We start from the raw sequence: 26,439 nt of genomic DNA on the forward strand, positions 1-26,439 counted from the left end.
CGAAATGGTGGTTCACCGATGAACAGCACAACGCGTCGCGCGCGACGGATGGCAGGGGCGGCCGTGGCCGTCGTGGCGCTGACCGCGGGGCTCACCGCGTGCGGCGGTGACAGCCTGGAGAAGGACGGCAAGGGCGGCGACAGCGCGGGCGATTCGGGCGGCAAGGGCAAGATCGTGGTCGGCTCCGCCCGCTTCACCGAGCAGAAGGTGCTCGCCGAGCTCTACGCGGGAGTCCTCGAGAACGCCGGGTACGACGCCGAGGTCAAGACCGTCCAGAACCGCGAGGTCTACGAACCCGAGCTGAAGAAGGGCGCGATCGACGTCGCTCCCGAATACGCGGCGACGCTCGCGGAGTTCCTCAACCTCGGCAAGAACGGCCCGAAGGCGAAGCCGGTCGCCTCGAATGATGTGGACGCCACGGTGACCGAGCTGAAGAAGCTCGCCGAACCGCTCGGCCTGAAGATCCTTCCGGTCGGTGAGGCGGTCGATCAGAACGCGTTCGCGGTGAGCAAGAAATACGCCAAGGAGCACAGCCTCAAGACGCTTTCCGATCTTGGTAAGTCCGGCGAGAAGGTCAAGATCGCCGCGAGTGACGAATGCGAGTCGCGGCCGTTCTGCGCTCCGGGGCTGAAGAAGAAGTACGGCATCGACGTCGCGGGAATCGACCCCAAGGGCGTCGGCACCACGCAGTCCAAGCAGGCCGTCAAGAACGGCACGGACCAGGTGGTGCTGACCACGACCACCGACGCGACGCTCGACAGCTTCGGCCTTGTGGCCCTCGAGGACGACAAGAAGCTCCAGAACGCGGACAACATCCTTCCCGTGGTGAACGCCAAGGACGCGGGCGGCAAGGCGATAGCCGACGCGCTCGGGAAGCTGACCAAGACGCTGACGACGGAAGATCTCGCGGAACTCGACCGGAAGGTCGATGTCGAGCGGCAGAAGGAAGCCGATGTCGCCAAGGAGTATCTGGAGTCGAAGGGATTGATCAAGAAGTAGCGCGGCCGAAGGCGGCATCCTCGAAGTGGCTCGGCCGAAAATGGAGTTGAGTGGCCGAAGAGGAGCGACAAGAGTGCCGAAGACGAGCGACAAGAGTGGGGAGTCGGCACTGTGGCGTTGTCATTTTGGCGGGCGGGGCACCAGAGTTCGCCCACGCGCGGTAAGTTTCTGGCCATGCCACGTGGACGTCACCGCCATTCCCCACCCTTGCACAGGCTGCTTCCTCCCTCGACGGTCGCAAGCCTCTCTCTTGTCTGCGCCGGTGGCGCCTGGCTGTTCGCGGAACCCGTCGTGCTCCGCGGCCTGGTCGCCGCCGCGGCCGCGGCGACCGTCGTGGGCTCGGTCGTCATGCGCCGCTGGGATCTGGCGGCGGGCAAACGTGTCGCCGAGCTCGAGCGTGGCCGCAAGAGCGACGAGTGGCGTTACGAGGAACGCATAGCCGAGTGCGAGTCCGATCTCGACGAGTCCCGCGAGCTGCGGGGCCGCCTGGAGACCAAGCTGCGGTCCAAGCGGGCCGAGCTGGCCGCCCTGCGCAACGAACACGCGGCACTGCTGCGGCGGTACGCGACCGCGGAGACCGAGCGGGCGAGCGCCCTTGAGGGGCGGCGCCTTCTGGCCATAGAGGCGTCCGCTCCGGTGAGAGCGCTGCCTCCGGCTCCGGTCCGGGAGCAGACCACGCCTCCTGTGCAGCCCCAGGCCCGTGTCGAGGCACCGGCTCCCGTCGTGCGCCCGGGGGCGATCGCGCCCCCGTCGTTGTACGAGCGCGCGAACACGGCGCTCGACCGCATGATGCCGAAACCTTCCCGCGACGGCGTGGCTGCCCGCGACGGCGTGGCTTCCCGCCGGAGTGCGGACGGGGACGAAGCGCGGGGGAAGTCCGGGGCGGCCGAGGGGTACGGCGGGCATGAGCGCGCGGTCGCCGTCGCGCCGCCCGCGCAGAGGCTTCGTCCGGCCGTCCAGGGTGGCTTCGACTTCTTCGGTACGAAGAGCGAGGCGAGCGCCGGGGCGCTGGAGTCCGTACAGAACGTGGACCTTGCCGACGTGGTGGGCGAGGAGGCACTCGCCGTGCACAAGGCGGAGGCCGAGGCGGAGTTCAAGAAGGCGCCCGAAGGCGATGCCGAGCGGGGCGTGGGTCAGGTCATCGACCTGACGGCACATGACGAGACCGAGCAGATCGACGTGGCGGAGCTGCGGACCGCTCTGCGCGCGTAAGCGGGCCCTGCGGGGCCTCCCCCATCCCGCTCCTTCCCGAAACTGGGGCTCCGCCCCAGACCCCGTACAAGATGTCCTCAAACGCCGGACGGGCTGGATTTCCAGACCGTCACGCCATCCACCGGTCGGGCCGCGCCGTCCTGCGCCCGGTGCGAGACCTCTCCGCCTGAGCTGAGAGCAGCGCAACCGCCTCCCCCGCAGGACGCAACCGCGCCGTCACCGTCTTGTTCGCCCCCGTGTCCACCTGCACGTCCGCCACGCCCTTGAAGCGCTCCCAGGGCCCCTGCGTGAGCCGCACGCTCTGCACCTTCGCGTGCGGCACCAGGGACAGGCGCCGCCGCAACAGGCCGTGTCGCGCCGCGAACACCGTGTCCGTCACCGCGAGGCCGTACCCCTTCCACCACACAGGAAGGCACCACGCGGCCCGCGCGGGAGGGCGGATCAGCTCGGCCTCGGCCGGTACCCGGACTCCCGGCAGGATGCGTGCGATCACGGAGTCCGCGACCTCCCGCGGTGCGACAGGGACCAGTACGCCGTTGGACGAGCCCGCCACGTCCAGCTCGACGCGCACCCATCCGCGCCGCCGCCACAGCCACGGCTCCACGACGCGCACCGTCTGCACCCGTCCCGGAGGGACGGTCTCGTGCGCCTTGTCGAGCAGCCCGTGGTCGATGCGCAGGCCGTCGGGGGACTCGCCCACCTTCCAGTCGTACTCCGCGATGAACCGCCCGATGCTGCTCGCGAACGCGCCGCCCAGCATGGGAAGTCCGGTCGCGAGGACCGTCCACGGGTTGTGGGTGGCGAACCACAGGAAGGGCGGCACGATCAGCGTGGCGACGAGCATGCCCCATGTCGTGCCGGTCAGGAGCAGGGAGATCGCGAGCATGCGCGGCTGTACGTGCACCAGGTTGTTGACCGGCGCCTCACCGACCTCGCGGGCCGCATCGGGCGCGAAACCGGCCGCTCGCGCGAGGAGTTCGGCCCGCAGGACGGAGGCCTCCTCCTGGCCCAGATAGGCCAGTTCGTCCTTCTTCTCCGCCCCGACGACATCCAGCTTGAGCTTGGCGACGCCCGCTATGCGGGCCGCGAGCGGCTGCGTCACGTCCACGGCCTGGAGCCGGTCGAGCCGGATGTGCGCGGTGCGCCGGAAGACCAGTCCCGTGCGGATGCGTAGTTCGGTGTCGGTGACGGCGAAGTGCGTGAACCACCAGCTCATGAAGCCGTAGAGGGCGCCGCCCAGGAGGACTACGGCGATCCCGGCGAGAATCTGGGTCACGGGGAGCTCGGACACCCGGCGCTGTGTGCCGCTCGGGTCGTGCACCGCGAGGCCCACGAGGACCGCCACCGGCGCCCAGGCCCTGCGCAGGGGCGTGACGGGGTGCAGACGCCGCTCTCGTACGTTCTCGGCGCCCGGGGCCGTCTCCTCCCCCGACACCTCCTGTACGCCGCTCACAGCCCCGCCGAGCGGGCCTCGCCCAGTTCGGTGAGCCGGTCGCGCAGGCGCTCGGCCTCCTCGGGGATGAGGCCGGGGATCCGGGCGTCCGTGGCGGCGGCGGCCGTGTGCAGCTGCACGCTGGCCAGGCCGAAGTGCCGCTCCACGGGCCCCGATGTCACCTCGACGAGCTGCATGCGGCCGTACGGGACGATCGTCTCCTCGCGCCAGAGCACGCCCCGGCTGATCAGGAGGTCGTCGGCCCGTTCCGCGTACCGCCAGGAGCGCCAGTTGCGCCCCAGCATCGGCCAGCCCCAGGCCACGAAGGCCAGCGGAAGGGCCGCGAAGGCCGCCCACACGGGCCCGGCGAAGATCCCCAGGAGCACTCCGACGGCCACCGCGAGCGGCACGAACCACACCACGAGGAGCAGTCGCCGCATGCGCAGCAGCCCTCGTGGCAGCCCGGTCCACACCGGCTCCGCCTGCGACTGTCCCGGCTGTCCCGACTGTCCCGGCCCTGCGGGCTGTGCCGGCTGTGCCGTCCCCGTTTCCATGCCGCAAGCCTACGTAGCCGAGGTGACAGTCGCGTAGGAGCGCGCGTACGAGAGAATGCGCGCATGAGCCCCACGACGGAGACCACGCTCGGCATCGGCGGCGCCGCGGAGAGCACCGACATGGTGCTCAACATCGGCCCGCAGCACCCGTCCACGCACGGCGTGCTGCGCCTGCGGCTCGTCCTCGACGGCGAGCGGATCGAGCAGGCGGAGCCGGTCATCGGCTATATGCACCGCGGCGCCGAGAAGCTCTTCGAGGCGCGTGACTACCGGCAGATCGTGGTGCTCGCCAACCGGCACGACTGGCTTTCCGCGTTCTCGAACGAACTCGGTGTCGTCCTTGCCGTGGAGCGGATGCTCGGCATGGAGGTGCCCGAGCGCGCCGTCTGGATGCGCACGCTCCTCGCCGAGCTGAACCGCGTCCTCAACCACCTGATGTTCCTCGGTTCGTATCCCCTCGAACTGGGCGGGATCACCCCGGTGTTCCACGCGTTCCGGGAGCGCGAGGAGCTCCAGAACGTGATGGAGGAGATCTCCGGCGGCCGCATGCACTACATGTTCAACCGGGTGGGCGGCCTCAAGGAGGACCTGCCCGCCGGATGGGCCACACGCGCGCGCGGCGCTGTCGCGTCGGTCCGCTCCCGGATGGATGTCTACGACAAGCTGGTCCTCGGCAACGAGATCTTCCGCGGCCGTACGCGCGGCGTCGGAGTGCTCTCCCCGGAGGCCGTGCACGCCTACGGAGTCAGCGGTCCCATCGCCCGCGCCTCCGGAGTCGACTTCGACCTGCGCCGTGACGAGCCCTACCTCGCGTACGGGGAGCTCCAGGACACCCTGAAGGTCGTCACGCGGCAGGAGGGCGACTGCCTGTCCCGCTTCGAGGTGCTCCTGGAGCAGACCCACAACGCCCTCGACCTCGCCGACGCCTGCCTGGAGCGGCTCGCCGAGCTGCCGCAGGGGCCGATCAACCAGCGCCTCCCGAAGGTGCTCAAGGCCCCCGAGGGCCACACGTACGCGTGGACCGAGAATCCCCTCGGCATCAACGGCTACTACCTGGTCTCCAAGGGCGAGAAGACCCCGTACCGCCTCAAGCTCCGCTCGGCGTCGTTCAACAACATCCAGGCACTCGCCGAACTGCTGCCAGGACAGCTGGTCGCCGACATGGTGGCGATCCTGGGGTCACTGTTCTTCGTGGTCGGCGACATCGACAAGTAGGACATCGGCAAGTAGCGGTTCGCTGGACCCCATCGGCTGGGTCAGCCATCCGAAGTCGCCGAGCCCGCCCGGAGCGGTCAGCTCGGCAGCCTCTCCCGCGCGCGTGAGGGCCTGTACGTACGCCACCGGATCACTGGAGGCCAAGGAGAGGGGCGGTCGGCCACCGCTCACCCCAAGGGCGTGCAGGGCCGCACGCTGGGTCAGCCGGGCCGCTCCGGGCAGCGCGCACGCGTCCAGTGCCACATGGGCCGTGATGTCGCACGTGCCGTCCGGCACGGGCGACGTCTCGCGGCCCGCGCGGAAACCGGTCAGGGTGCCGAAGGGCGGCCGTCCCGCGCGGTCGTGCGCGTAGTCGACCGCGACCGCCAGACCGCGCGCAAGCGTCGCCGACGCGCTCGCCCACGCCTCGTCCCGTGGACGGCCGATCTCCGCGCGCAGGCCCGGCTCCGGGGCGAGCGGCCACCAGCGCGCGAGCCACTCGGCGTCCGGCCCTTCGACGGGGCCGCCCAGCGATTCGGTGCCGTCGTCGCGTACGAGGACACGGCGGACGACACCGTCCGGCGCCACCTCGACGACGTCCAGAGGGACGTTGTCCAGCCACTCGTTGGCGAAGAGCAGGCCCGTGACGCCGTCCGGCGCCCGGCCGCACCACTCGATGCGCGGATCGAGCCCCTCCGGGCGTTCGGCACGCTCGACCGCGAAGGCACGCGCGCGTGCCGTCACGTCGGCCGGCAGTGCGGCGAGGACGCCCGCGGTCAACTCACCTCGGCCCGCGCCAAGATCGACGAAGGCCAGCTCTTCCGGGTGACCGAGCGCCTCGTCCACGCGGCACAGCAGCCGGGCCAGCGCGCCCGCGAAGAGCGCCGACGCGTGCACCGACGTACGGAAGTGCCCCGCGGGTCCTTCGGGGCGCAGATAGAAGCCGTCAGGCCCGTAGAGGGCGGCCTCCATGGCCTCCTGCCAGCCACGCCGCGCGTCTTTCCGTTCGCCCCGGACCTCGTTCGTCACGCGAGAAGGCTAAGCGGCCTCCACCTTGGGGAGTACATGCGAGCGATACGGATCGGCCCTCCGGTTGACCCCGGAGGGCCATACCGCTGCCTACGCTGGGTGACGTGCAACGCGTCTATGACTTCCTCCGCAGACACCCGACCGGGGTCGATGGCTTCTGGGCCGTCGTCCTGCTCGGGATCTCCGGCATCAGTCTGGTCTCCAGCGGCGAGGTGACAGGCTATGACCAGGCGGTCGTGGCCGCCGTCGTCACCGTCGGCATGTCCGTCGTGGTGGCGCTGCGCCGCAAGTGCACCGAGAAGATGCTGCTGCTCGCCGTCGTCCTCGGCGTCGTCCAGCTGATCTTCGACATCAGAACGATGCCCGCCGACTTCGCGATGCTGGTGATCATCTATACGGCGTCGGTCGACGGCGCCAAGTGGGCCTCGCGGTTCGCCCTGATCGGCGGTCTGTGCGCGGCTCCGCTTTCGTCGATGCGCTGGCCGGAGGAGAGCATAAGCGGCTTCGCCAACGTCCTTTACACGGTCTTCCAGATGGTGCCCTTCGCCCTCGCCTGGGTGCTCGGCGACTCCATCCGCACCCGTCGCGCCTACTTCGCCCAGCTCGAGGAGCGCGCCGACCGCCTGGAGAAGGAGCGGGCCGCGCAGTCCAAGGTCGCGGTGGCGGCCGAGCGGGCCAGGATCGCCCGCGAGCTGCACGACGTGGTCGCGCACAACGTCTCGGTGATGGTCGTCCAGGCCGACGGCGCCGCGTACGTCCTCGACGCGGCCCCCGAGCAGGCCAAGCAGGCCCTCGAGACCATCTCGGGCACCGGGCGCCAGGCGCTCGCCGAGATGCGCAGGCTGCTCGGCGTGCTGCGCACCGGCGAGCACGAGGAGGGCGGTGAGTACGTTCCGCAGCCCGACGTCGAGCAGCTCGACGAGCTCATCGAGCAGGTGCGCACGGCAGGGCTCCCGGTCGACTTCAAGGTCGAGGGCACCCCGCGCCCGCTGCCCAGCGGCGTGGAGCTCACGGCGTACCGCATCGTGCAGGAGGCGCTCACCAACACCCGCAAGCACGGCGGCGAGAACACCGGCGCGAGCGTGCGCCTCGTCTACTTCGACGACGGCCTGGGGCTGCTCGTCGAGGACGACGGCAAGGGCGCGCCGCACGAGCTGTACGAGGACGGCGGTGCCGACGGCAGCGGGCACGGCCTGATCGGCATGCGGGAACGCGTCGGCATGGTCGGCGGCACGCTTGACGCGGGCCCGCGCCCGGGCGGCGGCTTCCGCATCTCTGCGCTGCTCCCGCTCAAGCCCGCAAATTGACACCTGTCACCGATTCGTCCACGCCCTAGGCTCGTGGCCACACCGATTCGCTCGTGAACCATGAATTCGCTCATGAACACGGCCAGAACACATTCAGGAGAGGGCCTTTGATGTCGATCCGCGTCATGCTCGTCGACGACCAGGCGCTGTTGCGCACAGGGTTCCGCATGGTGCTCGCCGCACAGCCCGACATGGAGGTCGTCGCGGAGGCGGGCGACGGGGTCGAGGCGCTTCAGGTGCTGCGGACGACCGAGGTCGACGTGGTGCTCATGGACGTACGCATGCCGAAACTGGACGGCGTGGAGACGACCCGGCGCATCTGCCAGGACGAGAACCCGCCGAAGGTCCTCATCCTGACGACCTTCGACCTCGACGAGTACGCCTTCTCGGGGCTGAAGGCGGGCGCCTCCGGCTTCATGCTGAAGGACGTGCCTCCGGGGGAGCTGCTCGCCGCGATCCGCTCCGTGCACAGCGGTGACGCGGTGGTCGCGCCGTCCACCACCCGGCGCCTCCTCGACCGTTTCGCGCCGATGCTGCCGAACGCGGGCGGGCAGCCGCAGCACAAGGAGCTCGAGCGGCTCACGGGCCGCGAGCGCGAGGTCATGATCCTGGTCGCCCAGGGGCTTTCGAACGGGGAGATCGCGGCGCGGCTCGTCCTGTCGGAGGCCACGGTGAAGACCCACGTGGGGCGCATCCTGACCAAGCTCGGCCTTCGGGACCGGGTGCAGGTGGTGGTCCTCGCGTACGAGACGGGTCTGGTGCGGGCGGGCGGCGGGGCGGCCTGACGGCTTTCCGAAGCCGCGGGGTCAGCGCAGGATGCCCTCCAGGAAGTCGCTGCCGAGGCGGGCCACCACGGTGACGTCCAGCTGGTGCATCACGTACCGGCCGCGCCGCGTCGTGGTGACCAGGCCCGCCTTCTTCAGAAGCGTGAGGTGCCGGGAGACCTCCGGCGCCGTGAGCCCGGTGGCGTGGGCCAGCTCGCCGGTGCTGAAGGGCGCGCGGGCCATGTTGCGGCACAGCTGCAGGCGCACGGGGTGCGCGAGGGCCGTCAGCCGCCGCTCCAGGGTCTCCACGGAGGTGGGCCTGGCCAGGTCGGGGGCGGACACGGGGTAATGGATCACCGGGCGCCAGCCCGGGGCGTGCAGGACCATCAGGTGCGGCCAGGCGAAGTGCGAGGGCACGAACGTGAGCCCCGCACCCAGGGTGTGGTCCAGGGCCGTCGTGGTGCCCGGCACCAGTTTGTCCGCGGTGATGCGGCGCCCGTCCGCGTCCACGGAGAGCGCCGCCGACACTGAGGTGAGCACCTCGGCGAGGCCCTTGCGGCGCAGTATCTCGGTCTTGTGACGGGCGTCGGCGGCCAGTTGGACGCGCACCCGCCGCCAGGTGTCGGCGAAGAACGCCTCGTCGCAGTCCTCCAGGAGGCGGCGCAGCCAGGCCCGGACGGCGTGCGGGTCGGTCAGGAGCCGCTCGGCGAAGTTCAGCTGCCGGGTGCCGCGCGTGGCGGCGATCTCCAGGGCGCGGGCGCCCCTGACGGGGTCGGAGAGCGGCGAAGGACCGCCTTCGTCGTACGTCGTGCCGCAGGTGAACTCCAGGGCCGCCATGACGAATCGGTCGTCGTCCAGAAGGTCGAGGAGGTCCAGCTCCTCGGCGAGTGTCGCCCCCGGCCTGCCGTCGCCGTCCGCGAGGCCCGCGAACGGCATGAAGACGTCCGAGAACGAGTTCCGCCACAGGAAGTCGGCCTCGCACAGTCGGTCGGCGAGGTCCGGCTTGAGGCAGGCGGTGGTCGCCGTGGCCCAGCCGTGCAGACCCGGATGGTGTCCCGGCTCGGCCAGCGCGTGCAGGGCGACGCCCAGCTCGGCCAGGGGCGAAGGGTCGAAGAAGATCCGCTCCTGCGGCAGGCCCGCGATCTCGATGTGCACGCTCATGGACCCATCGTGCACCGCGCCACTGACATCTCGGCCGCCGATTGACGCCCGGTGTCAATCGGCGCGACGGCGGCTCGGTGGCGGGCGCAGTCTGTGGTGACCGGGCCGGCATTCACAGCGGCCCACCGCAACCCACTCCTGCGCCGACTCTGTTTCCCGTCGGCTCATGAGTGCCTGATAAGTAACCTTTGTCTTGAGAGGCGAACCCGTCATGAGCATCACGCAGCAGTACCTGCTCGACAGCTACCGCGCCGCCCAGCACGACGAACGCACCCCGCCCGCTCCCGGTCAGCAGGACTGGCAGGTCGTCCGTGAGGTGCGCGAATACGGACGCTTCCGTGCCGTCGTCGAGGAACGCCCCGCCCACGGTCGGTTCCGCGCCGCCCTGGCCGGCTTCGTCGCCCGCGCCGGGCTCAGCCGGGGATCCGCCGCACGAACTCCGCGACCGCATCATTGACGTCGTCGGGCGTCCACTCCAGGCCCGCCCCGGTCACGGTGACCTCCGTGACCGAGAGGCCGGGCGGACCGTCGGGGAACCAGCGGCTGAACAGATGGGTCTTGGTCTCCTCCGCCTGCCCGAGCGCCGCCTCGGTCAGGACCTCGGCGTCGTAGGGCAGCCAGACCTGGAACTGATGGATGTGCGGCTGCTCGGGGTGCACGCGCGACCAGGGCACCCCGGCGGCCGCGAACCCTTCGCGCAGCGCGTCGGCGACCACGCGCGCGTGGGCGACGTAATCCGGCAGGCGCGGCAGCGTGTTCCGCAGGCCGAGCAGGGCGGCGACGGCGGCCGGGTACTGCTGGAAGACCAGGCCGCCGTAACGGTGCCGCCAGGTCTTCGCCTCGTCGATCAGGGTGCGCGGGCCCGCCAGCGCCGCGCCGCTCAGGCCGTCCAGGGACTTGTAGAACGACACGTACACGGTGTCCGCGAGCCCGGCGATCTCCGCGAGGGAGCGGCCGAAGTGCGGCGTGCACTCCCACAGGCGCGCACCGTCGAAGTGCACCACGGCGTCGCGTTCGCGGGCCGCCGCCACGACCTCTTCGAGCTCCTCCCAGGACGGCAGGACGAAACCGGCCTCCCGGAGGGGCAGTTCGAGCATCAGCGTCCCGAAGGGCTCTTCGAAGTCACGCACTTCCTCGGCCGTCGGCAGCCGCGGCTCTCTCGTCGGATGCACCGTGCGCAAGCCGCTCACCGCGTACAGGGCGCCCCTTTCGTGGACCTCGGGGTGGGCCCTCGGATGCAGGGCGACGGTCGCGTCGCCCGTGCGGCCCGCCCAGCAGCGCAGGGCGACCTGCTGGGCCATCGTGCCGGTCGGGAAGAACGCGGCGGCCTCCTTGCCGAGCAGCCGCGCGACCTCGTCCTCCAGGCGCCCGACGACGGCGTTGCCGTAGATGTCGACGGGCTCGTCAGGACCCACTACCTCCGAGGCCGCTTCCGCGAGTGCCGAGAGCCGTGTGGCGAGCGGGAGGTGCGCGGACCAGCGGTGCAGGGTCCGGTCGGCACCGAATCCCGCGGCCCGGCGGCGGGCGGCCAGCAGGTCCTCCGCGCTCACCTCGGCTCCGTCGCCGTCCGCCTGCTGCTCCGGCCCCGGTGCTTCGTCGTGTGACGTCATCCCCCGAGCATGCCGTGCGACCGGCCGCCGGTCATATCAATACCCACAGCCTGTGGACAGCGCAGGACGCGGCGCGGACCAATCGCGTTAGCATGACGAGAAATCGTCCGGTACCCCGAGCGGACTGGAACGGGAAGGCGTCATCACGTGAACGCACCTCATCAGCCAGACCCGCGGGACCGCCCCGCGAGGCTCACGGTGGGCGTCGTGGGAGCGGGCCGTGTCGGCCCCGCGCTCGCCGCGGCACTCCAGCTCGCCGGGCACCGCCCGGTCGCCGTGTCAGGAGTCTCCGAGGCGTCCGTGAGACGCGCGGCGCTCCTGCTGCCCGACGTTCCCCTCGTCACGCCCGCCCAGGTCCTGGAGCGCGCCGACCTGGTCCTTCTGACCGTGCCGGACGACGCCCTGCCGAGCCTCGTGGAAGGCCTCGTCGAGACCGAAGCGGTCCGCCCCGGCCAGCTCATGGTGCACACCTCGGGGCGGTACGGCACCAAGGTGCTCGAGCCCGCGCTGCGAGCAGGCGCCCTGCCGCTCGCCCTGCACCCCGCCATGACGTTCACCGGCACCCCCGTAGACGTGCAGCGCCTGGCGGGCTGCTCCTTCGGCGTCACCGCTCCCGAGGAACTGCGCCTCGCCGCAGAGGCCCTTGTCATCGAGATGGGCGGCGAGCCCGAGTGGATCGCCGAGGAGTCCCGTCCGCTCTACCACGCGGCGCTCGCGCTCGGCGCGAACCACCTGGTCACGCTGGTCGCCGAGTCCATGGACCTGCTCAAGGACGCGGGCGTCCAGGCCCCCGACCGGATGCTCGGCCCGCTGCTCGGAGCCGCCCTGGACAACGCGCTGCGGTCCGGCGACGCCGCCCTCACCGGGCCCGTCGCGCGCGGGGACGCGGGCACCGTCGCCGCGCACGTCGCCGAGCTGCGCAAGCACGCGCCGCAGACCGTCGCCGGATATCTGGCGATGGCCCGCGCGACCGCCGACCGGGCGCTCGCCCACGGACTGCTCAAGCCCGAGCTCGCCGAGGACCTCCTGGGGGTCCTGGCCGACGGCGGGGGCGGGAGCGGCGCCGGGGGAGGGACGCGATGACCAGCCTGGTGCACACCGCCGAACCACTGCGCACACGCACGCGCGTGGGCCGCCGGGTCGTCGTCATGACCATGGGAGCCCTGCACGAGGGCCACGCCACGCTGATCCGCACCGCACGCCGCATAGCGGGCGAAGACGGCGAAGTCGTCGTCACGGTCTTCGTGAACCCCCTCCAGTTCGGCGCGGGAGAGGACCTCGACCGTTACCCCCGCACGCTGGACGCCGACGTCAAGATCGCCGAACAGGAGGGCGCGGACTTCGTGTTCGCCCCGTCCGTCGACGAGGTCTACCCGGGCGGCGAACCGCAGGTCCGGATCAGCGCGGGCCCCATGGGCACACTCCTCGAAGGAGCCGCGCGCCCCGGGCACTTCGACGGCATGCTCACGGTCGTCGCCAAGCTGCTGCACCTCACACGCCCCGACGCGGCGCTTTTCGGCCAGAAGGACGCCCAGCAGCTCGCCCTCATCCGCCGCATGGCGGCGGACCTGAACTTCGGCGTCGAGATCGTCGGCGTACCCACCGTGCGCGAGGACGACGGCCTGGCACTCTCCAGCCGCAACCGCTATCTCTCCCCGGCCGAGCGGCGCACCGCACTCGCGCTCTCCGGTGCCCTCTTCGCGGGCCGCGACCGGCACGCCGCGCAGGAGGCCCTCCACGCGCGGGCGGCGCTCGCCCCCGTCACGCACGCGCGCGCCGACGCCCTGAACGCCCTGGGGGAGTCCCGCGCCGCGGCCGACACCCACGCCCTCGCCCAGTCCGTCACGCCGGCCGTGCCCGGCGGCCCCGCAGCCGTCCGCGCCGCCGCCCGGCAGGTCCTGGACGAGGCGGCCCGCCGCCGACCCCCGCTGGAGCTCGACTACCTGGCGCTTGTCGACCCGGCCGACTTCACGGACGTACAGCCGGGCCACATCGGTGAGGCGGTCCTCGCCGTTGCCGCCAAGGTCGGCGCGACCCGTCTGATCGACAACATTCCGCTCACGTTCGGAGCCACCGCATGAGTGCTACCGGAATACGTCTGCACGCCCCCGCCCCCGGCTGGTCCCTGGCCGCCGACATCGTCGTCGTCGGCTCCGGAGTGGCCGGACTGACCACGGCCCTGCGCTGCTCGGCGGCGGGCCTGAAGACCGTCGTGGTCACCAAGGCCAGCCTGGACGACGGCTCCACGCGCTGGGCCCAGGGCGGCGTCGCCGCGGCGCTCGGCGAGGGCGACACCCCCGAACAGCACCTGGACGACACCCTCGTGGCGGGCGCCGGTCTCTGCGACGAGGAGGCCGTGCGCACCCTGGTCACCGAGGGCCCCGACGCCGTACGCCGCCTCATCGAGACCGGCGCCCACTTCGACACAGGACCCGAAGGCGACATCGAGCTGGCCCGCGAGGGCGGCCACCACCGGCGCCGCATCGCGCACGCGGGCGGCGACGCGACCGGCGCGGAGATCTCCCGCGCCCTGGTCGAAGCGGTACGCGCGCGTGGCATACCGACGGTCGAGAACGCCCTGGTCCTCGACCTGTTGACGGACGCCGAAGGACGCACGGCCGGTGTCTCCCTGCACGTCATGGGAGAGGGCCAGCACGACGGCGTGGGCGCGGTCCACGCCCCCGCGGTCGTCCTCGCCACCGGCGGCATGGGCCAGGTCTTCTCGGCGACCACGAACCCCTCCGTGTCGACGGGCGACGGCGTCGCGCTCGCCCTGCGCGCAGGCGCCGAGGTCAGCGACCTGGAGTTCGTGCAGTTCCACCCCACCGTGCTCTTCCTGGGCGCCGACGCGGAGGGCCAGCAGCCGCTGGTCTCCGAAGCGGTGCGCGGCGAGGGAGCGCACCTCGTGGACGCGGACGGCGTGCGCTTCATGGTGGGCCAGCACGAACTCGCGGAGCTCGCGCCCCGGGACATCGTCGCCAAGGGCATCACGCGGCGCATGCAGGAGAAGGGCGCCGAGCACATGTACCTGGACGCCAGGCACTTCGGCGCCGACATGTGGGAGAACCGCTTCCCGACGATCCTCGCCGCCTGCCGCGCCCACGGCATCGACCCGGTGACCGAGCCCGTCCCCGTCGCCCCGGCCGCGCACTACGCCTCCGGCGGCGTCCGCACCGACCCGCACGGCCGCACCACGGTCCCTGGCCTGTACGCCTGCGGCGAGGTCGCCTGCACCGGCGTCCACGGCGCCAACCGCCTCGCCTCCAACTCCCTCCTGGAAGGCCTGGTCTACGCCGAGCGCATCGCGGCGGACATCGCGGCGCGGCACGCGGAGAAGGCCCTCCCGCCTCTCTACGCGGCCGTGCCCGTCCCCGTGCCCCCGCCCGCACCGGTGCCCCACCCCGACACCCCGGCGCACCCCCTGCTGCCCCCCGAGGCCCGTTTCGCCATCCAGCGCGTGATGACCGACGGCGCCGGAGTGCTCAGGTCCGCCGACTCCCTCTCCGACGCCGCGGCCCGCCTCGCCCGCATCCACGCCGAGGCGGCAGGGGCGCTCGCCGATGACGGCAAGACCGCCGAGCCCGGCGTCGACACCTGGGAGACCACCAACCTCCTGTGCGTGGCCCGCGTCCTGGTGGCCGCCGCGCAGCGCCGCGAGGAGACCCGGGGCTGCCACTGGCGCGAGGACCACCCCGACCGCGACGACGAGGCATGGCGGCGCCACATCGTCGTACGCCTGAACGCGGACAGGACCCTGGCCGCGCACACGACCGAAACCGCAGACTTCCCCCCGACCGCCAGCCTTCAGGAGAAGTGACCGTGAGCACCCCCGACGACCTCCCTCTCGCCCCCACGGGCGGCGGCTGCGGCGATGCCTGCGGCTGCGGCTCGGACGACGCGTACGACCCCCTGGAGTGCGGCCTCGACCCCGCCCTCGCGCAGCTCCTGACCGACGCGGGGCTCGACCCCGTACAGGTCGAGGACATCGCGCACATGGCGATCGAGGAGGACCTGGACGGCGGCGTGGACGTCACCTCCGTCGCCACGATCCCCGAAGAGGCCGTCGCCACCGGCGACTTCACCGCGCGCGAGGGCGGCACGGTCGCGGGCCTGCGCATCGCCGAAGCCGTCATCTCCCTCGTCTGCACGGACACCTTCGAGGTCGAGCGGCACGTGGAGGACGGCGACCGCGTGGAGGCGGGCGCCAGGCTGCTCAGCGTCACCACCCGCACCCGCGACCTGCTCACCGCCGAGCGCACCGCGCTCAACCTCCTGTGCCGCCTCTCCGGCGTGGCGACGGCCACGCGCGCGTGGGCCGACGCACTGGAGGGCACGAACGCCAAGGTCCGCGACACCCGCAAGACGACGGCCGGTCTTCGCGCCCTGGAGAAGTACGCGGTGCGCATGGGCGGCGGCGTGAACCACCGCATGTCGCTCTCCGACGCGGCCCTGGTCAAGGACAACCACGTGGTGGCCGCGGGAGGCGTGCAGCAGGCCTTCAAGGCCGTGCGCGAGGCCTTCCCCGACCTCGCCGTGGAGGTCGAGGTCGACACCCTCCACCAGCTGCGCGAGGTCGTGGACGCGGGCGCCGACCTGATCCTCCTGGACAACTTCACGCCGGGCGAGACCGAGGAGGCCGTCGCCCTCGTGGCGGGCCGCGCGATCCTGGAGTCCTCGGGCCGCCTCACCCTGGAGAACGCCCGCGCGTACGCGGACACGGGCGTCGACTTCCTCGCGGTGGGCGCCCTCACCCACTCCTCGCCGATCCTGGACATCGGCCTCGACCTGCGCGCGGCGGAGTGACGACGACATGCTGCTGACCATCGACGTCGGAAACACCCACACCGTCCTCGGCCTCTTCGACGGCGAAGACATCGTCGAGCACTGGCGCATCTCCACCGATGCCCGCCGCACCGCGGACGAACTCGCCGTACTCCTCAACGGCCTGATGGGCATGCACCCGCTCCTCGGAGAGGAGCTGGGCGACGGGATCGACGGCATCGCCATCTGCTCGACGGTCCCCTCCGTCCTGCACGAACTGCGCGAGGTCACCCGCCGCTACTACGGAGACGTGCCCGCCGTCCTCGTGGAGCCCGGCATCAAGACCGGCGTCCCGATCCTCATGGACAACCCCAAGGAGGTCGGCGCCGACCGCATCATCAACGCGGTCGCGGCGGTCGAGCTCTACGGAGGCCCGGCCGTCGTCGTCGACTTCGGCACGGCGACGACGTTCGACGCAGTCTCCGCGCGCGGGGAGTACACCGGCGGCGTCATCGCCCCCGGCATCGAGATCTCCGTCGAGGCACTCGGTGTGCGGGGCGCCCAGCTCCGCAAGATCGAGCTTGCCCGGCCGCGCAGCGTCATCGGCAAGAACACCGTGGAGGCCATGCAGTCGGGCATCCTGTACGGCTTCGCGGGCCAGGTCGACGGCGTCGTACAGCGCATGGCCCGCGAACTTGCGGGCCCGGGCGGCGACCCCGACGACGTCACGGTCATCGCGACCGGCGGCCTCGCGCCCATGGTCCTCGGCGAGGCGTCGGTCATCGACGAGCACGAGCCGTGGCTGACGCTCATCGGCCTGCGCCTGGTCTACGAGCGCAACATCGCCCGGAGTTGAGCGCTCCGGTCGCGGTCCCGGGGGCCGTCGGCTCATAACTGGCGGCTCATAAGCGCGACTTGCGCGCACGACCCTGCGCCCCATACAAGGGTCTGCGCAGGGACGGGACTTGGGCGGGTTCGAGCGGGCGTGGAGATAATGGGGCGTAGGGGACGACTGGTCGCGACAGCGGCGGCCGGGGTGCTGGCCGGGCTCGCCGGACCGGCCACGGCGGCGAGCGCGGTCAGCGGTTTCGACGGCGGGTTCGAGGGCGGTCGTGCGGCGCACACAGCGACGTACGCGGTGACGCGGACCGTGACGGACGCGGTGACGCACGCGGTGACGTACGCGGTGGACGACTCCACCGGCGGTGCGACCGCGACGGTGTCCCCGTCCGCCGTCCCCTCCACGTCGGCCACCTCAAAGACGTCGTCCGACGCCCGGGACGACCCCGCCGACGGCCCTGACGGCATCATCGCGGACACCGGCGCCGGCGTGCTCCCCTGGATCACAGCCGCCGCGGCCGGGGCCCTCGGAGTCGGCGCGGTCGTCTTCGCGATGATCCGCCGCCGCTCGGAGTGAACCGGTAGCCACGCAAGCCGTCCACGCAACCCGTAGCCACGCCACATATTGGCGTTAAGAGGATTTTGTCCGTTTAACACGTATCTTCGGCTCATGCCCACGCCATATGGATCTCGCGGCGGCATGGCCTTCGGTACGGAGGAGCTGCGTGTGCTCCGCCGCGCTCTGGCCCTCGCCCTGCATCCAAGACCCGCCTCCGACCGAGACGTCCAGGACTGCCACCGCCTCGCCGACGCCGTCGACGAAGCGGTCAGCGAGGGCGCCAGGCTCCGCGCCTTCCTCCTTGCCGACCTCGCCCGCTACCGGGCGGCCCTGCCCGGCACCGCGACCGGCTACCTCGCACTCCTGGAGGACGTCCTCGCCTCCGGCTACCAGCCGGGCCCCGACGACCTCGCCGCGCTGCGCGCCCTGCGCGGCAACCCGGTCGCCGCCGCCCTCCTCGAACGCTGCCGGACCGTCGCCGAACGGGCCGTACGCGCCCGCCTCGCGGGCCGGTCCCATACGTCCGCCGCGTCCGCCCCTGCGCCCCGCCCCCTCGTCCCCGCCTCACGCACGCGCCTGCTCGCCCTCCCCGGCGGCCTGAGCGAGCGCGACGAGCGGGCGGCGCCCAAGCCGGGTACGCCGAGCGCCCCGCCGACGAAGCCGGCCAGTCCCGAGCCGCCCCGCCCCGTGCCGACCCCGGCCGAGGTCTTCCCGCCCAAGCGCAGACCGACGGACCCGCCGCACCAGCTCGCCGCGGGCTAGCTACTCTGGGGGCATGGAATACGTCTCCGCGCTCCTGCCCCCCGTAGTGATGGCCGTGTTCTTCGGCGGTCTCATCGTGACGATCGTGAAGACCCAGGGCGGCGCCAACAAGGCCAAGGAGGACGCGGCCGTCGACGCCGTGCTCGCCCGCGCCGAAGGCGCCCAGCAGACGCCCAAGGCCTGACCAAGGCCTGACCAAGGCCTGAACGGTCCCGCCCAAGGTCTGAACAGTCCCGCTCAAGGCCTGACCAGGCCCGATTCCAGGCGTTCCCGGTGACCCGAGGTCACCGCCCGCACACTCTTGGCGTGCGACTCGCTCACATTCCGAGTCGTACGCCCTTTTTGTTGGGGAAATGGCCCCTCCGCCACGTCCGTCATGGGATTAGTGACATCTCCCACTATTGTTCTGGTGTGCCTCGCCCCTTGGGAGAACTCGAAGACTCAGTCATGACACGGGTGTGGAAGTGGAACCGCCCCGTGACCGTTCGAGAAGTCCTGGAAGACCTTCAGCAGGAACGGTCCATCGCGTACACCACTGTCATGACCGTTTTGGACAATCTTCATCAGAAGGGCTGGGTGCGCCGTGAAGCGGAAGGCCGCGCCTATAGATATGAGGCGGTCTCCACTCGGGCCGCCTACGCCGCCGCACTGATGAACGAAGCATGGTCGCGGAGCGACAACCCCGCCGCCGCTCTCGTCGCCTTCTTCGGGATGATGTCGGCGGAACAGCGCGAGGCACTCAGTGACGCGATGCGCATCATCGGCCCGGCCGCTCAAGCACCCCTCTCTCAAGTCCCGATCTCCGAAGGCGCCGTCGGCCAAGCCCCGGAGAACCCCGGCGCGGCTGAGTCCGAAGCAGAGCGATAGCGTCCGCTCATGCCAGCAGAACCCCCTGAACTCAGCGCTAAAGCAGTCTCCGTACGCCGGGCGCGCACAGCCGATGTGCCGGTCGTGCGCAACCTCCTCGACTCCTACACACGCCAGGGGATCCTGCTCGACAAAGCGACGGTCGCCCTTTACGAGTCCATCCAGGAGTTCTGGGTGGCGGAACGCGACGACAACGCCGACGTCGTCGGCTGTGGTGCCCTGCATGTGATGTGGGAAGACCTCGCGGAAGTACGCACTCTCGCGGTGAACCCCGACGTCAAGGGCGCCGGAGTGGGTCATCAGGTGTTGGGGAAGTTGCTGCAGACCGCTCGTTGGCTCGGAGTCCGGCGGGTTTTCTGTCTCACCTTCGAAGTCGACTTCTTCGCGAAGCACGGGTTCGTGGAGATCGGTGAGACACCTGTCGACGGAGATGTCTACAGCGAGCTGCTGCGTTCCAAAGACGAGGGTGTCGCGGAGTTCCTCGGCCTCGAACGAGTGAAACCGAACACCTTGGGCAACAGTCGGATGCTTCTGCATCTGTGATCGTCGCCGGTATTCCGGGCTGTCCGCTGCCCGGGTTCCCTATGTCCGAAACGCGCATGTTTCCTGGGTTCCCGTGGTCACCGGTCTCTCCCGGGGGTTTGTGTTTTCCCAGCAAAAGCGGTTTGCTTTCCGACGTACTGCAGTACTGCATATAACAGGGGGCGGCGATTCAGCGGCTCACGCCGTTCGATCCGGCCCGAAGTTATCGATGAAAGGAAATCCGGTGGCACAGAAGGTTCAGGTCCTTCTTGTCGATGACCTCGACGGTGGCGAGGCAGACGAGACCGTGACGTTTGCGCTGGACGGCAAGTCTTACGAGATCGACCTCACCACGTCGAACGCGGACAAGCTCCGCGGTCTTCTTGAGCCGTACCTCAAGGGTGGTCGTCGTACCGGTGGCCGTGGTTCGGCCGGGCGCGCCAAAGCCCGCGCCTCTGCCACGAGCGGCGGTCAGGACACCGCGGCGATCCGCGCCTGGGCGAAGGAGAACGGCTTCGAGGTCAACGACCGCGGCCGCGTCCCCGCTTCCATTCGCGAGGCCTACGAGAAGGCCAACGGCTGACGACGGGTTCGTCTCAACCGGACCCGGTGGCAGTGCGTTGCCGCCGTGTCCACAAGTCGTACGAGACCGGAGCCCACGGCGGGATCGCTGTGGGACACCGCGCCACCCCCCACGCAGGACAGGGAAGGCAGTGCCGGCAGCGTCGGCTCCACCTCGCACCCGGGCTCCGGGGGTCGCAGCCATACGGCGGCCCCCTGCGTGCCGGACCACCCCGGAGGCGTGGGCGCGTCGATGAGACCGTCCGCTCCGATGGCCGTGAGATCCAGCGCGATGTCGCCCCATTCGAGCCACTCCAGGAGCCCCGGCAGTTCCTCGGCGCTCCCCGCGGCCACGAAGAGCCGCATCGAATCACCCCGCAGAGCCACCGGAGCCTTCGGCCCGACATGCCGCAGGGCGGCGAAACCGGCTTCGGCGGGCAGTTGCAGTACATCGAAGCGGAGCCCCGTCAGGAGCTGCACCGGAAGCCCGGGGCGGCGCTCGGCCGTCGCCCAGCCGAGCTCGTTCGCGTACCACTGCCGGACCGGGTCGCTCTGCTCGACCGGTTCACGAGGCTGGGGAACGGTGATGGCCATGTCCGGAGCAACCGGCCGGAGGGGCTTCGGGTTACGCAGAGTGTCGCCGCGAACGCACGCGGTGTCCGGAAAAGAGGCGTACGGACATGTTCGGCGGCGCAAGGGTGTTCGCCCGTAGCGGAGGGAACCGGCGCGCGCCGCATGGAGTGTCAGTCCTTGCGGGTAAGACATCCCTAGTGGGGAGGGGCGACACACGCGCGAGGCCGTCTCACGTTCGCCATCGGCGTAGCTGAGGTGAGGGTAAGTGCTTGGCCTGCGGGAACATCGTCTCGCACCATCGGGTTGGAGCAGTTGTCGGCGTTCGGGGTCAGGAGGCACCTCTTGTTCTCGGCCGGGTGTCGGCAGTTGGAATGAGCGGTCCCCGCTTGCGGGACTAAGCTGCGGAAGGACAGGGAGGGGACAGCCCCCTTACTGCCTGACCGCTCTGAGGAGCGATTAACGATGTTCGAGAGGTTCACCGACCGCGCGCGGCGGGTTGTCGTCCTGGCTCAGGAAGAAGCCCGGATGCTCAACCACAACTACATCGGCACCGAGCACATCCTCCTGGGCTTGATCCACGAGGGCGAGGGTGTCGCCGCTAAGGCCCTGGAGAGCCTCGGGATTTCGCTCGAGGCGGTCCGCCAGCAGGTGGAGGAGATCATCGGTCAGGGCCAGCAGGCCCCGTCCGGGCACATCCCCTTCACCCCCCGTGCCAAGAAGGTGCTGGAGCTTTCGCTCCGCGAGGCCCTTCAGCTGGGCCACAACTACATCGGCACGGAGCACATCCTGCTCGGCCTGATCCGCGAGGGCGAGGGCGTCGCAGCCCAGGTCCTCGTGAAGCTGGGCGCCGATCTCAACCGGGTGCGGCAGCAGGTCATCCAGCTGCTCTCCGGTTACCAGGGCAAGGAGACCGCCACGGCAGGCGGTCCTGCGGAGGGCACGCCCTCCACGTCCCTGGTGCTCGACCAGTTCGGCCGGAACCTCACCCAGGCCGCTCGTGAATCCAAGCTCGACCCGGTCATCGGGCGCGAGAAGGAGATCGAGCGGGTCATGCAGGTGCTGTCCCGCCGTACGAAGAACAACCCCGTGCTCATCGGCGAGCCCGGCGTCGGCAAGACCGCCGTCGTCGAGGGCCTCGCGCAGGCCATCGTCAAGGGCGAGGTCCCCGAGACGCTGAAGGACAAGCACCTCTACACGCTTGACCTCGGCGCGCTGGTCGCCGGTTCGCGCTACCGCGGTGACTTCGAGGAGCGCCTGAAGAAGGTCCTCAAGGAGATCCGCACCCGCGGCGACATCATCCTGTTCATCGACGAGCTCCACACCCTGGTGGGTGCCGGCGCCGCCGAGGGCGCGATCGACGCCGCGAGCATCCTCAAGCCGATGCTGGCGCGAGGCGAGCTGCAGACCATCGGTGCCACGACGCTCGACGAGTACCGCAAGCACCTGGAGAAGGACGCGGCCCTCGAGCGCCGCTTCCAGCCCATCCAGGTCGCGGAGCCGTCCCTGCCGCACACCATCGAGATCCTCAAGGGTCTGCGCGACCGTTACGAGGCCCACCACCGGGTCTCCATCACGGACGAGGCGCTGGTGCAGGCCGCCACCCTGGCCGACCGGTACATCTCGGACCGCTTCCTGCCGGACAAGGCGATCGACCTGATCGACGAGGCCGGTTCCCGGATGCGCATCCGCCGGATGACCGCGCCGCCGGACCTCCGCGAGTTCGACGAGAAGATCGCGGGCGTGCGTCGCGACAAGGAGTCGGCCATCGACTCCCAGGACTTCGAGAAGGCGGCCTCTCTCCGCGACAAGGAGAAGCAGCTGCTCGCGGCGAAGGCCAAGCGCGAGAAGGAATGGAAGGCCGGCGACATGGACGTCGTCGCCGAGGTCGACGGCGAGCTCATCGCCGAGGTCCTCGCCACGGCGACGGGCATTCCGGTCTTCAAGCTGACCGAGGAGGAGTCCTCGCGCCTGCTGCGCATGGAGGACGAGCTCCACAAGCGGGTCATCGGCCAGAAGGACGCCATCAAGGCGCTTTCGCAGGCGATTCGTCGTACGCGTGCGGGTCTGAAGGACCCGAAGCGTCCCGGTGGTTCGTTCATCTTCGCCGGTCCGTCCGGTGTCGGTAAGACGGAGCTTTCCAAGACGCTCGCCGAATTCCTCTTCGGTGACGAGGACGCCCTGATCTCCCTCGACATGTCGGAGTTCAGCGAGAAGCACACGGTCTCGCGACTCTTCGGTTCGCCGCCCGGATATGTCGGTTACGAAGAGGGCGGTCAGCTGACGGAGAAGGTCCGCCGCAAGCCGTTCTCGGTCGTGCTCTTCGACGAGGTCGAGAAGGCCCACCCGGATATCTTCAACTCGCTGTTGCAGATCCTGGAAGACGGTCGCCTGACCGACTCCCAGGGCCGGGTCGTGGACTTCAAGAACACGGTCATCATCATGACGACCAACCTCGGCACGCGTGACATCTCCAAGGGCTTCAACCTCGGATTTGCCGCCGCGGGTGACGTCAAGACGAACTACGAGCGCATGAAGACCAAGGTCAACGACGAGCTGAAGCAGCACTTCCGCCCGGAGTTCCTGAACCGTGTCGACGACACGGTGGTCTTCCACCAGCTCACCGAGGAAGACATCATCCAGATCGTCGACCTCATGATCGCCAAGGTGGACGAGCGTCTCAAGGACCGCGACATGGGCATCGAGCTCAGCGGTGACGCGAAGAAGCTCCTGGCCAAGAAGGGTTACGACCCCGTCATGGGCGCCCGGCCGCTGCGCCGGACGATCCAGCGCGAGGTCGAGGACATCCTGTCGGAGAAGATCCTCTTCGGCGAGCTCCGCCCCGGCCACATCGTGGTCGTCGGCACGGAGGGTGAGGGCGAAGAAGCCAAGTTCACCTTCCGCGGCGAGGAGAAGGCGGCGCTTCCGGATGTCCCGCCGATCGAGCAGGCGGCTGGTGGCGCCGGGCCGAACCTGAGCAAGGAGGCGTAAGCCTCCGGCTTACAGCCGCAGTACAGGCTTGCAGGGGCTGCCCCGGACCGTTTCGGTCCGGGGCAGCCCCTTTTTGCGTTTGATCTGGCTTCGATTTCGACTGCGGGGGCTTCGTGGATGGTCGCGCAGTTCCCCGCGCCCCTTTGGGGCACTACGACGTGATCGTGACCCCCTCCGGTACGTTCCGCACGCGGGGCAGGCGGGGGTTCACCCGCAGCACGCTCAGGTTCGGGAAGCGCGAGAGCCATGAGACGTCCGTGTCGGCCAGCTCGGCGGTGAGCCACAGATGGGTGAGCTGCTCGTGCTCCAGGCCGTCGAGGAGCTCCTCGGTGGGCATGACGCCGACGACCTGGATCCACGGCCGCCCGCCGAGCTGCCGAAGGGCGGCGAGCTCGGCGGTGTCGGCGACGGGGTAGTACAGGCCGACCGGATCGAGATGGGCGATGATCTCGCGCGCGTACCGCTCCGTGTCGAAGTGCCGCCACGGGCGGACCAGCTCGACCCGGATGGAAAGGGCCGAGCGGTGGCGCAGGCGGGCGAGGTAGTCGATGGCGGCGTCGTCCGCGACGTGGGTCGCCGTGATCGCCAGGAGGAGCGCCTCCTGGTCGCTGGGCACCTGCGCGGGGTCCGGCAGCTGCTCCAGGACGATGGGGCCGACCCAGCCGAGGCTGCGGGCGGCCAGTTCCGTCGTGGGGCGTACGAGGTTCTTGGTGCGGGCCTGCACGAGCTGCTGCACCGCCGGATCGAGCTCGGTGACGTGCTCCAGGCAGGCCGCGGCCATCAGGCGCCGGTGGTTGATGTGCGGGCGGCGCAGGTTCGGGGCGGCGGCCAGGAGCCGCTCGAGGAAGTCGGCGCACTCCTCGGGCCGTGCGTGGGCGGCGGCCATGAGGATGACCTCCTCCCACTCGGCCTGGTGCGCGTGCTCGACGAGGGTGCGCAACTGCCCGCGGGCCACGATCTCCTTGGCGGCCAGATAGTCCTGGAAGGTGCGGTGGATGAAGTCCACCGACAAGCCCGCCTGTTCACGAAGCAGCCCCGTGCGGTGCAGCAGATGACGGAAGATCTTCTCGCCGTCGCCCTCGGCGCGCGCGGAGGGAATGGCGGGCAGGGCGCCGTCCAGGATGGCGACGACACGCTGTCGCGGCAGCTCCGAGACGCCCTCCTCCAGCATCGCGTGGGCGAGCTTGCGCAGGAGCAGCTCCCGCGGCCCTTGCTGGAGCCGCACATCATCGGCGTACAGAACGTCGCGCTCGGGGTCACGGCGCTGGAGGAGCATCTCCAGGGCGGCGTCGTACAACTCCTTGCGGCCTTTGGGCAGTGAGCCCGAGCGGTCGCGGTTGAGGGCGCAGATCAGGCCGCACATCAGGGGATTGGTGGCGAGCTGGCGCAGCTCGCGGAAGATCCGTACGGAGTGCAGGAGCCGCTGCTCGTACTCCTTCAGCTTGTCGCGCTCCGCCTGCTCCTTGCACTGCTCGTCGCTCATCGCCGCCGCGTGCCAGTCACGGATGAAGTGCGTGACCTGGTCGCGTGACATCGGCGCGAGGAAGAGTTCCTTGAAGCCCTCCTCGGCAAGGCGCTCCTGGGCGAGCCAGCCGTCCTCGACGGCGGAGGGCCGGGAGGTGACCAGACACCCGTTCCCGGAGTAGATGCGAAGCAGCCGCCGCAGCTGCTTGCGCAGCTCGCCGCGGGTCGCCTCCGGGGCCTCGTCGATCCCGTCGACCAAGAGAATGGCGCGTCCCGCGAGGAGCGTACGGACGATCCACCCTTCCGGCGCCTGGTCGGCGAGCGGATGCCGGACGGCGTGCAGGAAGTCGTCAGGGGCGGGGAAGCCCTCGCGGGCGAAGCGGCGTACGGGCAGGACGAAGGGCACGCGGACGCCCTCGCGCGCCGCCGCCACCGCGAGCCACTGGATGAGGGTCGTCTTGCCCGAGCCCGCGACACCGCGAAGCAGCACCCTCTCGTGCCCCTCAAGGGCCCGGTCGGCGAGCAGCACGGTCTGCGGCTCGCCCGGAACGCCGCTGCCGCTGCTCTCCTCGGCCTCCAGGCTGAGGTAGGTGTCCTCGAGGGGCCAGCGGTCGGGCGCGTTGGCGAGGTCCACGCCGACGATGGTCAGCCAGCCGTGCTGCCGTACGACCTCTTCGGCGTACGCGGCCTCGAAGTCCCTGTCCTCCTGCGACCGTTCGGGCTGGCGGGCCGCGGCCTCCGCGTCGTTCAGGTCGATGAGCTGGCGGATGCGGCTCGCCCGCTCGGCCATGTGCCGCTGGATGTGCGGGGAGCGCCGGACGAAGTGGTACAAAACATGCAAACAAACAGCCACGAGCAACTCGTCGTGGAACCCGGCGGCTCCGGGGGAGAGGGACCGGTCCGCGCCCTGCACGGCACCGCGCAGCCGCCGCGCGTAGTCCTGCGGCCCCAGGCGCACGGCGTCCACGTCAGTGAGATCCAACTCCCCGATGGCGAGCAACGTACGCGTCAACACTTCCACCACGGAGCCGAGTTCGTTCGCGGGGACGGTGTGCGACTCGGCGGCGAGATGGACGAGATCGGCGGCCGTGCGGCGCACGTCGTCCGGCGTCGCGGGGGCATCGGCGCCGCGCCAGGCGGCGAGGGCGGCGATCAGGTCGGGCGTGTCGGGCGGCGACGGGGGAGGCAGCCGGATGAGCCGCTGTACGAGGGGCGCTGCGAGCGTCGAGGGGATGCGGACAACGGGCTCCATGGACATAGGGGGTCCCTGCGGCTGGGAT

25 protein-coding genes are annotated in these 26,439 nt (G+C 70.5%); 18 read left to right on the forward strand and 7 right to left on the reverse strand.

The genetic code is table 11. The features are described from left to right. The first annotated feature begins 18 nt into the window (after positions 1–18). Positions 19–999: an ABC transporter substrate-binding protein gene (locus ACWFRJ_RS29705; protein ID WP_453537481.1), complete on the forward strand. Its 981-nt coding sequence runs from the start codon at positions 19–21 to the stop codon at positions 997–999. Positions 1,000–1,173: 174 nt separating this feature from the next. Further along, positions 1,174–2,211, forward strand: a complete 1,038-nt coding sequence (locus ACWFRJ_RS29710) for a hypothetical protein (protein ID WP_453537484.1) — start codon at positions 1,174–1,176, stop codon at positions 2,209–2,211. Between the two features lie 109 nt (positions 2,212–2,320). Here ACWFRJ_RS29710 and ACWFRJ_RS29715 read toward each other — a convergent pair whose 3' ends face one another. Then, the gene (locus ACWFRJ_RS29715; RefSeq protein ID WP_453537487.1) at positions 2,321–3,664 is read right to left on the reverse strand and encodes a PH domain-containing protein; all 1,344 of its coding nucleotides are present in this window, start codon (positions 3,662–3,664) and stop codon (positions 2,321–2,323) included. Beyond that, a complete protein-coding gene (locus ACWFRJ_RS29720; protein ID WP_453537490.1) occupies positions 3,661–4,197 on the reverse strand; it encodes a PH domain-containing protein in 537 nt (178 codons plus the stop codon). The genes ACWFRJ_RS29715 and ACWFRJ_RS29720 overlap by 4 nt, the downstream gene beginning before the upstream one ends. Positions 4,198–4,260: 63 nt before the next feature. Here ACWFRJ_RS29720 and ACWFRJ_RS29725 point away from each other — a divergent pair, with 63 nt between their 5' ends. Next, a complete protein-coding gene (locus ACWFRJ_RS29725; RefSeq protein WP_453537493.1) occupies positions 4,261–5,412 on the forward strand; it encodes an NADH-quinone oxidoreductase subunit D in 1,152 nt (383 codons plus the stop codon). Here ACWFRJ_RS29725 and ACWFRJ_RS29730 read toward each other — a convergent pair. Next, entirely contained in the window at positions 5,377–6,363 is a 987-nt protein-coding gene (locus ACWFRJ_RS29730) for an SAM-dependent methyltransferase (RefSeq protein ID WP_453537668.1), read from the reverse strand. The genes ACWFRJ_RS29725 and ACWFRJ_RS29730 overlap by 36 nt on opposite strands. Before the next feature lie 161 nt (positions 6,364–6,524). On the opposite strand from ACWFRJ_RS29730, the gene ACWFRJ_RS29735 reads away from it, so the two are divergent. Next, positions 6,525–7,727 (forward strand): sensor histidine kinase, encoded by a 1,203-nt coding sequence (locus tag ACWFRJ_RS29735; RefSeq protein ID WP_453537496.1) that lies wholly within the window; start codon positions 6,525–6,527, stop codon positions 7,725–7,727. Between the two features lie 110 nt (positions 7,728–7,837). Next, the gene (locus ACWFRJ_RS29740) at positions 7,838–8,512 is read left to right on the forward strand and encodes a response regulator (protein ID WP_453537499.1); all 675 of its coding nucleotides are present in this window, start codon (positions 7,838–7,840) and stop codon (positions 8,510–8,512) included. A 21-nt stretch (positions 8,513–8,533) separates the two neighbouring features. Here the strand turns inward: ACWFRJ_RS29740 and ACWFRJ_RS29745 are convergent, their stop codons facing one another. Continuing rightward, positions 8,534–9,646 carry a DUF5937 family protein gene (locus ACWFRJ_RS29745; protein WP_453537671.1) on the reverse strand — a complete coding sequence of 371 codons (1,113 nt, stop codon included), beginning with the start codon at positions 9,644–9,646 and terminating at the stop codon, positions 8,534–8,536. 217 nt (positions 9,647–9,863) lie between these two features. On the opposite strand from ACWFRJ_RS29745, the gene ACWFRJ_RS29750 reads away from it, so the two are divergent. Continuing rightward, positions 9,864–10,109, forward strand: a complete 246-nt coding sequence (locus tag ACWFRJ_RS29750) for a hypothetical protein (protein ID WP_453537502.1) — start codon at positions 9,864–9,866, stop codon at positions 10,107–10,109. On the opposite strand, the gene ACWFRJ_RS29755 is transcribed toward ACWFRJ_RS29750, so the two are convergent. Then, positions 10,066–11,262: a threonine aldolase family protein gene (locus ACWFRJ_RS29755; RefSeq protein WP_453537505.1), complete on the reverse strand. Its 1,197-nt coding sequence runs from the start codon at positions 11,260–11,262 to the stop codon at positions 10,066–10,068. The two genes, ACWFRJ_RS29750 and ACWFRJ_RS29755, sit on opposite strands and share 44 nt — an antisense overlap. 147 nt (positions 11,263–11,409) lie before the next feature. Between ACWFRJ_RS29755 and ACWFRJ_RS29760 the strand changes: the two genes are divergently transcribed. The 11 genes from ACWFRJ_RS29760 (at position 11,410) to ACWFRJ_RS29810 (ending at position 20,156) form a co-directional block, all read left to right on the forward strand. After that, entirely contained in the window at positions 11,410–12,345 is a 936-nt protein-coding gene (locus tag ACWFRJ_RS29760; RefSeq protein WP_453537508.1) for a Rossmann-like and DUF2520 domain-containing protein, read from the forward strand. Then, positions 12,342–13,343 (forward strand): pantoate--beta-alanine ligase, encoded by a 1,002-nt coding sequence (gene panC, locus ACWFRJ_RS29765; protein ID WP_453537511.1) that lies wholly within the window; start codon positions 12,342–12,344, stop codon positions 13,341–13,343. Before ACWFRJ_RS29760 ends, panC begins: the two co-directional genes overlap by 4 nt. Further along, positions 13,340–15,079 (forward strand): L-aspartate oxidase, encoded by a 1,740-nt coding sequence (locus tag ACWFRJ_RS29770; RefSeq protein WP_453537514.1) that lies wholly within the window; start codon positions 13,340–13,342, stop codon positions 15,077–15,079. Before panC ends, ACWFRJ_RS29770 begins: the two co-directional genes overlap by 4 nt. Positions 15,080–15,081: 2 nt before the next feature. Continuing rightward, a complete protein-coding gene (nadC, locus tag ACWFRJ_RS29775; RefSeq protein WP_453537517.1) occupies positions 15,082–16,065 on the forward strand; it encodes a carboxylating nicotinate-nucleotide diphosphorylase in 984 nt (327 codons plus the stop codon). A 7-nt stretch (positions 16,066–16,072) separates the two neighbouring features. Next, on the forward strand, positions 16,073–16,879 hold the full coding sequence (locus tag ACWFRJ_RS29780) for a type III pantothenate kinase (RefSeq protein ID WP_453537520.1): 807 nt from the start codon (positions 16,073–16,075) through the stop codon (positions 16,877–16,879). A 138-nt stretch (positions 16,880–17,017) separates the two neighbouring features. Next, positions 17,018–17,440 carry a hypothetical protein gene (locus ACWFRJ_RS29785; protein ID WP_453537523.1) on the forward strand — a complete coding sequence of 141 codons (423 nt, stop codon included), beginning with the start codon at positions 17,018–17,020 and terminating at the stop codon, positions 17,438–17,440. Positions 17,441–17,533: 93 nt separating this feature from the next. Further along, positions 17,534–18,184: a hypothetical protein gene (locus ACWFRJ_RS29790; RefSeq protein ID WP_453537526.1), complete on the forward strand. Its 651-nt coding sequence runs from the start codon at positions 17,534–17,536 to the stop codon at positions 18,182–18,184. A gap of 13 nt (positions 18,185–18,197) precedes the next feature. After that, entirely contained in the window at positions 18,198–18,368 is a 171-nt protein-coding gene (locus tag ACWFRJ_RS29795; protein ID WP_383267737.1) for a hypothetical protein, read from the forward strand. A 227-nt stretch (positions 18,369–18,595) separates the two neighbouring features. Beyond that, the gene (locus ACWFRJ_RS29800; protein WP_453537674.1) at positions 18,596–19,051 is read left to right on the forward strand and encodes a BlaI/MecI/CopY family transcriptional regulator; all 456 of its coding nucleotides are present in this window, start codon (positions 18,596–18,598) and stop codon (positions 19,049–19,051) included. A gap of 9 nt (positions 19,052–19,060) precedes the next feature. Further along, complete coding sequence (locus tag ACWFRJ_RS29805) at positions 19,061–19,594, forward strand: amino-acid N-acetyltransferase (RefSeq protein ID WP_453537530.1); 534 nt, start codon at positions 19,061–19,063, stop codon at positions 19,592–19,594. Between the two features lie 223 nt (positions 19,595–19,817). Beyond that, on the forward strand, positions 19,818–20,156 hold the full coding sequence (locus ACWFRJ_RS29810) for a histone-like nucleoid-structuring protein Lsr2 (protein ID WP_453537533.1): 339 nt from the start codon (positions 19,818–19,820) through the stop codon (positions 20,154–20,156). Here the strand turns inward: ACWFRJ_RS29810 and ACWFRJ_RS29815 are convergent. Then, positions 20,135–20,728 carry an SCO3374 family protein gene (locus ACWFRJ_RS29815; RefSeq protein ID WP_453537536.1) on the reverse strand — a complete coding sequence of 198 codons (594 nt, stop codon included), beginning with the start codon at positions 20,726–20,728 and terminating at the stop codon, positions 20,135–20,137. The genes ACWFRJ_RS29810 and ACWFRJ_RS29815 overlap by 22 nt on opposite strands. A gap of 441 nt (positions 20,729–21,169) precedes the next feature. Between ACWFRJ_RS29815 and ACWFRJ_RS29820 the strand changes: the two genes are divergently transcribed. Next, the gene (locus tag ACWFRJ_RS29820; RefSeq protein WP_383267724.1) at positions 21,170–23,695 is read left to right on the forward strand and encodes an ATP-dependent Clp protease ATP-binding subunit; all 2,526 of its coding nucleotides are present in this window, start codon (positions 21,170–21,172) and stop codon (positions 23,693–23,695) included. Positions 23,696–23,846: 151 nt separating this feature from the next. Here ACWFRJ_RS29820 and ACWFRJ_RS29825 read toward each other — a convergent pair whose 3' ends face one another. Beyond that, complete coding sequence (locus ACWFRJ_RS29825; RefSeq protein ID WP_453537539.1) at positions 23,847–26,411, reverse strand: NACHT domain-containing protein; 2,565 nt, start codon at positions 26,409–26,411, stop codon at positions 23,847–23,849. Between the last annotated feature and the right edge of the window lie 28 nt (positions 26,412–26,439).

This window comes from Streptomyces sp. NPDC055239 (genome assembly GCF_053606205.1).